Source organism: Streptomyces sp. NPDC031265 (assembly GCF_055570295.1).
This window is the reverse complement of record NZ_JBVIHM010000004.1, coordinates 96,647-106,205: the sequence shown is the minus strand read 5'-3', so window position 1 is coordinate 106,205 and position 9,559 is coordinate 96,647. Positions and strand designations below refer to the sequence as shown.

Here is a 9,559-nt window from a genome sequence, read left to right as displayed (position 1 = left end):
GTTGTTCCTCCCCCCCCCTCCCCCCCCCCCCCTCCCCCCCCCCCCCCCCCCCCCTCCCCCCCCCCCCCCCCCCCCCCCCCCCCGACCAGCCACAGACGGTCCGCGGACGAACTCCGGGCATCAGGCCGGAAGTCCCAACTCCCTCGCGATCAGCATGCGCTGGACCTCGCTCGTGCCCTCGCCGATTTCCAGGATCTTGGAGTCGCGCCACATACGCGCCACCGGGTACTCGTTCATGAAGCCGTAGCCGCCGTGGATCTGGGTGGCGTCGCGGGCGTTGTCGACCGCGACCGTCGACGAGTACAGCTTCGCCAGCGCCGCTTCCTTCTTGAAGGACTCGCCCCGCACCAGGCGCGAGGCGGCGTCGCGCCAGCCCACCCGGGCCATGTGCGCCCGCATCTCCATGTCGGCGATCTTGAACTGGATGGCCTGGTTCTCGCCGATCGGGCGGCCGAACGCGTGGCGCTCGTGCGCGTACTTCACCGACTCGTCGACGCAGCCCTGCGCCAGACCCGTGGCGAGCGCCGAGATGGCGATGCGGCCCTCGTCGAGGATGCGCAGGAACTGCGCGTACCCCCGGCCCTCCTCGCCCAGGAGATTGCCCACCGGGACGCGGACGTCCGCGAAGGACAGCTCGCGGGTGTCCGACGCGTTCCACCCCACCTTCGAGTACGGCGCGGCCACCGTGAAGCCCGGCGTGCCGGACGGGACGATGATCGAGGAGATCAGCGGGCGGCCGTCAGGCTTGCGGCCGGTCACCGCCGTCACCGTCACCAGGCCGGTGATGTCCGTACCGGAGTTGGTGATGAAGCACTTGGTGCCGTTGATGACCCACTCGTCGCCGTCGCGCACCGCCGTCGTGCGCGTGCCGCCCGCGTCCGAGCCGCAGTCCGGCTCGGTCAGGCCGAAGGCGCCGAGCAGCTCACCGGCGCAGAGCCGGGGGAGCCATTCGCGCTTCTGCTCCTCCGTACCGAACCGGAACACCGGCATCGCGCCGAGCGAGACCCCGGCTTCCAGGGTGATGGCGACCGACGAGTCGACCCGCGCCAGCTCCTCCAGGGCGATGCCCAGGGCGAGGTAGTCGCCGCCCATGCCCCCGTACTCCTCGGGGAAGGGCAGTCCGAACAGGCCCATGCGGCCCATCTCGCGGACGATCTCGTACGGGAACTCGTGGCGCTCGTAGAGGTCGCCGATCTTCGGGGCGATGACGTCGTGCGCGAACTCCTCGACCGTACGGCGGAGTTCTTCGTGCTCGTCTGAGAGCCGGTGGTCAAGGGACATGGGGGGTCACTCCTTGTGGGAGTCGGGGGAGAGGGCGCGGACGGTGCGGGACGGGCTCGGCCGTCCCAGCTGCTCGGCCAGCCAGACGCTGGTGGCGGTGAGCCTGCCGAGGTCGACCCCGGTGTCGATACCGAGGCCCTGGAGCATCCACACGAGGTCTTCGGTGGCGAGGTTTCCGGTGGCGGACTTGGCGTACGGACAGCCGCCCAGGCCGCCCGCCGAGGCGTCGACCGTGGCCACGCCGTGCTGGAGCGCGGCGAGGGTGTTGGCGAGCGCCTGGCCGTAGGTGTCGTGGAAGTGCACCCCGATCGCGGAGGTCGGCACGCCCTCCTCGTTCAGGGACGCGAGCAGGCTCTGGACGTGGGCCGGGGTGGCGACCCCGATCGTGTCCCCTAGGCTCAGCTCGTCGCAGCCCAGGTCCATCAGGGACTTGGCGACCCGGACGACCTGGTGGACGGGGACGGCTCCCTCCCACGGGTCGCCGAAGCACATCGACAGATAGCCCCGGACATGGACGTCCTGCTCCTTGGCGCGGGCCACGACGGGCGCGAACATCCCGAGCGACTCGTCGACCGTACGGTTCAGATTGGCCTTGGCGAACGACTCCGTGGCGCTGGCGAAGACGGCGATGCGGCGGGCGCCGAGCGCGAGCGCCCGGTCCAGGCCCCGCTCGTTGGGCACCAGGACCGGCAGCGCCACGCCCTCGATGTCCTGGAGCATCGGGAACAGCTGCTCTGCGTCGGCCAGTTGGGGCACCCACTTGGGGTGCACGAAGCTGGTCGCCTCGATGGTGGTCAGGCCCGCGCCCGCCAGCCGGTGGATGAACTCGGCCTTGATCTCGGTGGGGACGACGGCCTTCTCGTTCTGGAGGCCGTCGCGGGCCCCGACCTCGTGGATCCGCACCGAGGCGGGCAGGTCCTGCGCCGGTACGACCATGGGCAGCGTCACTGGTCCTCCTCCTTCGGGGTCACCACGGCCAGGACCTGGTCCATGGCGACGGTCGAGCCGGGGGAGACGTCCAGCTCGGTGACGGTGCCCGCGTGCGGGGCGGAGATGACGTGCTCCATCTTCATCGCCTCCACCACCAGCAGGCTCTGGCCCGCGTCGACCTCGTCGCCGACCGCCACCTTGACGACGGTGACGGTGCCGGGCATCGGCGCGGCCAGCGTGTCGAGGCCGCCGCGCGCGGCGCCGGTGAGGCTCGCCGCGACGGGGTCGTGGTCGAGCACATGCCAGCTGTCCCCGTCCCGCCCGAGCCAGGTCCCCTCCGGGGAGGGGGCGGTGGTGAAGGTGTGGGTGAGGCCGTCGAGTTCGACGCTGACGTGGCCGGGGGAGACCCGTCCGGCGGCCTTGCCCCGCACCACATGAGTAACGGGTTCGAGTCCCGGTACTCGGAACGGGAAGGCCAGGGGCGCCGGTTCGCCGCCCATGCGCCAGCCGCTCGGCACCGCGAACGGGTCCAGCCACGCGCCCGTGGCCGAGGGGCGCAGCCCCTCCTGCCGCACCAGCGCCGCCGCCGCGTACACCTCGTCCGGCACCCCGTCCGGCACCAGCGCGTCGGCCTCGCGCTCGACCAGGCCCGTGTCGAGGTCGCCCGCGACCACGTCCGGATGGGCGAGCAGCCTGCGCAGGAATCCGGCGTTGGTGGGCACGCCCAGCGTGACCGTGTCGGCCAGCGCCGCCCGCAGCCGGCGCAGCGCGGTGGCGCGGTCCGGCCCGTACGCGATGACCTTGGAGAGCATCGGGTCGTAGAGGCTGCCGACCTCCGTGCCCTCGCTCAGCCCCGAGTCCGTGCGGACTCCCTCGCCCTGCGGCTCGCGCAGCGCCAGGACCGTACCGCCCGAGGGCAGGAAGCCGCGGGACGGGTCCTCGGCGCAGATGCGGGCCTCTATGGCGTGGCCGGTGAGGGTGATGTCCTCCTGGCCGTACGGCAGCTCCTCGCCCGCGGCGACCCTCACCTGCCACTCCACCAGGTCCAGGCCCGTGATGAGCTCGGTGACCGGGTGCTCGACCTGGAGGCGGGTGTTCATCTCCATGAAGTAGTACGAGGACGGGTCGTTGCCCGGGACGATGAACTCCACCGTGCCCGCGCCCGCGTAGCCGCAGGAGCGGGCCGCCTGGACCGCCGCCTCGCCCATCGCGGCCCGGGTCTCCTCGTCGAGCAGGACCGAGGGGGCCTCCTCGATGATCTTCTGGTGGCGGCGCTGGAGGGAGCACTCGCGCTCGCCCAGGTGCACCACGTGTCCGTGGCCGTCCGCCAGGACCTGGATCTCGATGTGGCGGGGGCGGTCGATCCACCGCTCCACCAGGAGCGTGTCGTCGCCGAAGGAGGCGCGGGCCTCGCGGCGGGCGGCCGCGATCTCGTCGGCGAGCGCCGCCTCCTCGCGGACCAGCCGCATGCCCTTGCCGCCGCCGCCCGCGCTGGGCTTGAGGAGCACCGGCATGCCGATCTCGCGGGCCGCGTCGGCCAGTTGGCCGTCGGTGAGGCCGCTGCCCGAGGAGCCGGGCACGACCGGGACGCCGGCCGCCCGCACGGTCTCCTTGGCGCGGATCTTGTCGCCCATCAGGGAGATCGCGTCCGCCGGGGGCCCGATGAAGACCAGGCCCGCCTCGGCGCACGCGCGCGCGAAGGCCGCGTTCTCGGCGAGGAAGCCGTAGCCCGGGTGGACGGCCTGCGCGCCGCTCCTGGCGGCTGCCTCCAGGAGCCGGTCGATGGAGAGGTAGCTCTCGGACGCCGCCGCCGGGCCGATCCGCACGGCCGTGTCGGCCTCCCGCACGTGCCGGGCGTCCGCGTCCGCGTCGCTGAACACCGCGACCGAGCGCACCCCGAGGGCGCGCAGGGTGCGGATGACGCGGACGGCGATCTCGCCCCGGTTGGCGACGAGGACTGTGTCGAACATCGTCATGGTCCGTCTCACATCCGGAAGACGCCGAAGCCGGGCGCCGAGTAGTCCCGCTGGGGGAGGGGGGCGTTGGCACAGGCCGTCAGGGCGAGCCCGAGGACCTGGCGGGTCTCCATCGGGTCGATCACCCCGTCGTCCCACAGCCGGGCCGTCGCGTAGTAGGCGTTGCCCTGCTGTTCGTACTGGGCGCGGATGGGGTCCTTGAAGGACTCCTCCGCGTCGAGGGGCCAGCTCTCGCCGCGCGCCTCCAACTGGTCGCGCTTGACGGTGGCGAGCACCGAGGCCGCCTGCTCGCCGCCCATCACCGAGATCTTGGCGTTGGGCCACATCCACAGGAAGCGCGGCGAATAGGCCCGGCCGCACATCGAGTAGTTCCCCGCCCCGTACGACCCGCCGACCACGACCGTCAGCTTGGGGACGCGGGTGCAGGCCACGGCGGTGACCATCTTGGCGCCGTGCTTGGCGATGCCTCCCGCCTCGTAGTCCCGCCCGACCATGAAGCCCGAGATGTTCTGGAGGAACACCAACGGGATGCCGCGCTGGTCGCACAGCTCGATGAAGTGGGCGCCCTTCTGGGCGGATTCGGAGAACAGGATGCCGTTGTTGGCGACGATACCGACCGGGTGGCCGTGGATCCGGGCGAAGCCGGTGACCAGCGTCTGGCCGAACTCGGCCTTGAACTCCTGGAAGCGGGAGCCGTCGACCACGCGCGCGATGACCTCGCGGACGTCGTACGGCGTGCGCGAGTCGACCGGCACCGCCCCGTACAGCCCGGACGGATCGGCCTTGGGCTCCTCCACGGGCTCCACGCTCCACGGGAGCTCACCGCGCGCGGGGAGGGTGGCCACGATGTTGCGCACGATCCGCAGCGCGTGCGCGTCGTCCTCGGCGAGGTGGTCGGTGACGCCGGAGGTGCGCGAGTGGACCTCGCCGCCACCGAGCTCCTCGGCGGTGACGACCTCGCCGGTGGCGGCCTTCACCAGCGGCGGGCCGCCGAGGAAGATCGTGCCCTGGTTGCGGACGATCACGGCCTCGTCGCTCATCGCCGGGACATACGCCCCGCCGGCGGTGCAGGAGCCGAGGACCGCCGCGATCTGCGGGATCCCGGCACCCGACATCCGGGCCTGGTTGTAGAAGATCCGCCCGAAGTGGTCGCGGTCGGGGAAGACCTCGTCCTGCATCGGCAGGAAGGCGCCGCCGGAGTCGACCAGATAGAGGCAGGGCAGCCGGTTCTCCAGGGCCACCTCCTGGGCGCGCAGGTGCTTCTTCACCGTCATCGGGTAGTACGTGCCGCCCTTGACCGTGGCGTCGTTGGCCACGATCACGCACTCGCGGCCGCTGACCCGCCCGATCCCGGCGATGACCCCGGCGGCGGGCGCCTGGTCCCCGTACATCCCGTCGGCCGCGAGCGGCGCGAGCTCCAGGAACGGCGAGCCGGGGTCGAGCAGCGTGTCGACCCGGTCGCGCGGCAGCAGCTTGCCGCGCGCGACATGGCGCTCGCGGGCCCGCTCGCCGCCGCCGAGCCGGGCCGCCGCCAGTCTGGCGCGCAGCTCCTCGCCGAGGGCGCGGTGCGCCTCCTCGTTGGCCCGCCACGCCTCGGACGCGGGATCTGCCGCACTCCCAAGGACCGGTGCCTGCTGCATCGTGTCGAGCCCCCTTGCCCGTACGAAGTCTTCCGGCCGGATGTTAATGACCGTTAACTCATTTCCTCCAGGTTAACGAGCGCTAACCGCGTTGTCTAGAATGAATTCTCATGAGCACCCGGACCGATGCCCCCACCCGACGCGAGCAGATCCTCCGCGAGGCCGCGCGCCTCTTCGCCGAGCGCGGGTTCCACGGCGTGGGCGTCGACGAGATAGGCGCGGCGGTCGGCATCAGCGGCCCCGGCCTCTACCGCCACTTCGCGGGCAAGGACGCGATGCTGGCGGAGCTGCTCGTGGGGATCAGCGGGCGGCTGTACGACGGCGGCCGCAAGCGCGTCGCCGAGGCCGACGGGGGCCCGGAGGCGCTCCTCGGCTCGCTCATCGACGGCCACATCGACTTCGCCCTGGACGACCGGGCGCTCATCACGCTCCACGACCGTGAGCTGGACCGGCTGCGCGACAGCGACCGCAAGCTGGTGCGCCAGTTGCAGCGGCAGTACGTGGAGCTGTGGGTCGGGGTCGTACGGGAGCTGTACCCGGGATCCGAGGCCGAGGTCCGGGCGGCCGTCCACGCGGTGTTCGGGCTGCTCAACTCGACGCCGCACCTGGGGTCGTACGGGGCGGGGCTGCCCGGCCGGACGGCCACGGAGGCGCTGCTGCGGCGCCTGGCGCACGGGGCGTTCGCGGCGCTCGCGGGCTGAGTGCCGGCACGCGCGTGTGCGCGCGTCCACTGCGCGGGACAGGCGGCGCCCGCCGCGGCGCACCGGGGCAGAATGGGGCGCATGCCGATACCCAGCCGTGCCGCTCTCGTCGACCACCTCGTCCGCACCCGTATCGCCGGAGACGTCGCCACTCCCCGCGACAACAACCTCTCCCACTACCGCAAGCTCGCCAACGGCGACCGCCACTACTGGCTGGGTCTGGAGCTGGGCGACCGCTGGACCGACGAGCAGGACGTGCTCGCGGTGATGGCCGAGCGCTGCGGGGTCGTCGACGACCCCGGGCACCGCACGGGCCAGGACACCATCGACCCCGAGCTGACCGTCGACGCCCTGGAGCGGATGGCGGCGCGGCTGCGCAAGGCGGCCGCGGGCAAGCAGCGGGTGCTCTTCGCGACCGGCCACCCCGGCGCGCTCATCGACGTGCACAGCAGGACGGCCGCGGCCCTGCGCGCCGCGGGCTGCGAGATCGTGCGCATCCCCGACGGGGTGCTGGCCGACGAGGGCTGTGTGGTGCAGTTCGCGGACGTCTCGCTCTTCGAGCGCGGCGCGTCCCTGTGGCACACACACTCGCCCGAGCCGATGGCCGCGATCCTGAACGCGCTGGAGCGCGAGGGGCGGCCGCTGCCGGACCTGGTTGTCGCGGACCACGGCTGGGCCGGGTGCGCGGGCCAGCGCGGGATCGACGCGATCGGCTACGCCGACTGCAACGACCCCGCGCTGTTCATCGCCGAGGCGGAGGGCACCCTCCAGGTCGCGGTCCCGATGGACGACCATGTGGTCGATCCCCGGTTCTACGAGCCGATGACCGAGTATCTGCTGGGTGCGGCCGAGCTGGTCTGAGTTCGCGCCGTGGGGGCGGGGTGGTCGGGCTGGTGCGGACCGTGCTGGGCTGGTCGCGCCCACGCGGCGGAGCCGCACAATGACACAGCCCCGCGTCCCTGAAAGCGGCGGCCCGGACCGCGGTGGGCTCAAGGCCTACCGCGGTACCCGCACCACGCCCTCCTGGATCACCGTGACGGCGAGGCGGCCGTCCTGGGTGTAGATCCGGGCCTGGCCCAGGCCCCGGCCCGCCGAGGCCGACGGTGACTCCTGGTCGTACAGGAGCCATTCGTCGGCCCGGAACGGCCGGTGGAACCACATCGCGTGGTCCAGGGACGCGCCCACCACGTCCCCGACCGCCCAGCCGCCCCGGCCGTGCGCGAGCAGCACGGAGTCGAGCAGCGTCATGTCGGAGACGTAGGTGGCGAGCACGATGTGCAGCAGGGGGTCGTCCGCGAGCTTGCCGTTCGTACGGAACCAGACCTGTGAGCGGGGCTCGCGCGGGGTGCCGACGCTGCCCCACGGCGGCACGTCGGCGTAGCGCAGGTCGACGGCCGCGCGGGCCTCGACCAGGCGGGCGGCGACGTCCGCGGGCAGATGGCGCGGCAGCATCTCGGCCGCCGTCGGGAGCGACTCGGGGTCCGGAGCCGGCGGCATGTCCGCCTGGTGCTCCAGGCCCTCCTCGTACGTCTGGAAGGACGCCGAGAGGTGGAAGATCGGGTGCCCGTGCTGGACCGCCACCACCCTTCGGGTGGTGAAGGAGCGGCCGTCGCGGATGCGGTCGACCATGTAGACGATCGGTGCGCCCGGGTCCCCCGCACGCAGGAAGTACGCGTGCAGGGAGTGCGGCGGACGGTCTCCGGGAACGGTGCGACCCGCGGCGACCAGCGCCTGGGCCGCCACCTGCCCGCCGAAGACGCGGGGAACGAGCGCCGAGCGTGAGCGGCCCCGGAAGTAGTCCCGCTCGATCTGCTCCAGGTCGAGCAGATCGAGCAGGGCATCCAGAGCCTCGGTCACAGACCCATGTCCTTGGCGATGATCGTCTTCATGATCTCGCTGGTGCCGCCGTAGATCCGGTTGACGCGGTTGTCGGCGTACAGACGGGCGATCGGGTACTCGTTCATGAAGCCGTAACCGCCGTGCAGCTGGAGGCACTTGTCGATGACGCGGTGGGCGACCTCGGTGCAGAACAGCTTGGCGGAGGCGGCCTCGGCCGGGGTCAGCTCGCCCGCGTCCAGGGCCTCCAGGGCGCGGTCGGCGACGGCCTCGGCGGCGTCCACCTCGGCCTGGCAGGCGGCGAGCTCGAACTTGGTGTTCTGGAAGTGCGCGACCGGCTTGCCGAAGACGGTGCGCTCCTGGACGTACTCCTTGGCGAACCGGACGGCGGCCTTGGCCTGCGCGTAGGCGCCGAAGGCGATGCCCCAGCGCTCGGAGGCGAGGTTGTGGCCGAGGTAGTAGAAGCCCTTGTTCTCCTCGCCGAGGAGGTCCTCGACCGGGACCTTCACGTCGACGAACGCCAGCTCGGCGGTGTCGGAGGTCTTCAGGCCGAGCTTGTCGAGCTTGCGGCCGATGGAGTAGCCCTCGGACTTGGTGTCCACGGCGAACAGCGAGATGCCGTGGCGGCGGTCCTCGGCGGTGGGGGCGGCGGTGCGGGCGCAGACGATGACGCGGTCCGCGTGGACGCCGCCGGTGATGAAGGTCTTGGCGCCGTTGAGGACGTAGTGCGTGCCGTCCTCGGAGAGCTTCGCGGTGGTCTTCATGCCCGCGAGGTCGGAGCCGGTGCCCGGCTCGGTCATCGCCAGGGCCCACATCTCCTCGCCGGAGACGAACTTCGGCAGGAAGCGCTTCTTCTGCTCGTCGTCGGCGAGCATCTTGATGTACGGCAGGCCGAGCAGCACGTGCACGCCGGAGCCGCCGAACTGGACGCCCGCGCGGGAGGTCTCCTCGTACATGACGGCTTCGAACTTGTACGAGTCGATGCCGGCGCCGCCGAACTCCTCGTCGACGCGGATGCCGAAGACACCCAGCTCGGCGAGCTTGTAGTAGAAGTCGCGCGGCGCCTGGCCGGCGGCGAACCACTCGTCGTAGACCGGGACGACCTCGGCCTCGATGAAGGCCCGGATGGTCTCCCGGAACGCCTCGTGGTCCTCGTTGAATACCGTACGGCGCACGGAGCCTCTCCTTCGACGGT

8 protein-coding genes are annotated in these 9,559 nt (G+C 72.1%); 2 read left to right on the top strand and 6 right to left on the bottom strand.

Annotation, left to right across the window (positions count from 1 at the left end; all coding sequences use genetic code 11):
• Positions 1-120: 120 nt before the first annotated feature.
• Genes ACZ499_RS08965 through ACZ499_RS08950 form a run of 4 tightly spaced genes read right to left on the bottom strand, consistent with a single transcriptional unit; the run spans position 121 to position 5,827 of the window.
• Positions 121-1,281, bottom strand: coding sequence for an acyl-CoA dehydrogenase family protein (locus ACZ499_RS08965; protein WP_468673393.1), 1,161 nt, complete (start codon positions 1,279-1,281; stop codon positions 121-123).
• 6 nt (positions 1,282-1,287) lie between these two features.
• A complete protein-coding gene (locus ACZ499_RS08960; RefSeq protein ID WP_468673575.1) occupies positions 1,288-2,217 on the bottom strand; it encodes a hydroxymethylglutaryl-CoA lyase in 930 nt (309 codons plus the stop codon).
• 8 nt (positions 2,218-2,225) lie between these two features.
• Positions 2,226-4,181, bottom strand: a complete 1,956-nt coding sequence (locus ACZ499_RS08955) for an acetyl/propionyl/methylcrotonyl-CoA carboxylase subunit alpha (RefSeq protein WP_468673392.1) — start codon at positions 4,179-4,181, stop codon at positions 2,226-2,228.
• 14 nt (positions 4,182-4,195) lie between these two features.
• Positions 4,196-5,827 carry a carboxyl transferase domain-containing protein gene (locus ACZ499_RS08950; RefSeq protein ID WP_468673391.1) on the bottom strand — a complete coding sequence of 544 codons (1,632 nt, stop codon included), beginning with the start codon at positions 5,825-5,827 and terminating at the stop codon, positions 4,196-4,198.
• Between the two features lie 110 nt (positions 5,828-5,937).
• Between ACZ499_RS08950 and ACZ499_RS08945 the strand changes: the two genes are divergently transcribed.
• Positions 5,938-6,528 (top strand): SACE_7040 family transcriptional regulator, encoded by a 591-nt coding sequence (locus ACZ499_RS08945; RefSeq protein ID WP_468406815.1) that lies wholly within the window; start codon positions 5,938-5,940, stop codon positions 6,526-6,528.
• A gap of 81 nt (positions 6,529-6,609) precedes the next feature.
• Positions 6,610-7,389 carry a phosphatase gene (locus ACZ499_RS08940; protein ID WP_468406813.1) on the top strand — a complete coding sequence of 260 codons (780 nt, stop codon included), beginning with the start codon at positions 6,610-6,612 and terminating at the stop codon, positions 7,387-7,389.
• Positions 7,390-7,524: 135 nt separating this feature from the next.
• Here ACZ499_RS08940 and ACZ499_RS08935 read toward each other — a convergent pair whose 3' ends face one another.
• Together ACZ499_RS08935 and ACZ499_RS08930 are read right to left on the bottom strand one after the other, a co-directional pair.
• Entirely contained in the window at positions 7,525-8,385 is an 861-nt protein-coding gene (locus ACZ499_RS08935) for an acyl-CoA thioesterase (RefSeq protein ID WP_468673390.1), read from the bottom strand.
• Entirely contained in the window at positions 8,382-9,539 is a 1,158-nt protein-coding gene (locus tag ACZ499_RS08930; protein ID WP_468406809.1) for an acyl-CoA dehydrogenase family protein, read from the bottom strand. The genes ACZ499_RS08935 and ACZ499_RS08930 overlap by 4 nt, the downstream gene beginning before the upstream one ends.
• Positions 9,540-9,559 lie beyond the last annotated feature (20 nt).

What these genes read in the sequence shown, in the direction of transcription:
- ACZ499_RS08965 (WP_468673393.1), bottom strand. Translation starts at nt 1,281, where the DNA reads ATGTCCCTTGACCACCGGCTCTCAGACGAGCACGAAGAACTCCGCCGT.
- ACZ499_RS08960 (WP_468673575.1), bottom strand. Translation starts at nt 2,217, where the DNA reads ATGGTCGTACCGGCGCAGGACCTGCCCGCCTCGGTGCGGATCCACGAG.
- ACZ499_RS08955 (WP_468673392.1), bottom strand. Translation starts at nt 4,181, where the DNA reads ATGTTCGACACAGTCCTCGTCGCCAACCGGGGCGAGATCGCCGTCCGC.
- ACZ499_RS08950 (WP_468673391.1), bottom strand. Translation starts at nt 5,827, where the DNA reads ATGCAGCAGGCACCGGTCCTTGGGAGTGCGGCAGATCCCGCGTCCGAG.
- ACZ499_RS08945 (WP_468406815.1), top strand. Translation starts at nt 5,938, where the DNA reads ATGAGCACCCGGACCGATGCCCCCACCCGACGCGAGCAGATCCTCCGC.
- ACZ499_RS08940 (WP_468406813.1), top strand. Translation starts at nt 6,610, where the DNA reads ATGCCGATACCCAGCCGTGCCGCTCTCGTCGACCACCTCGTCCGCACC.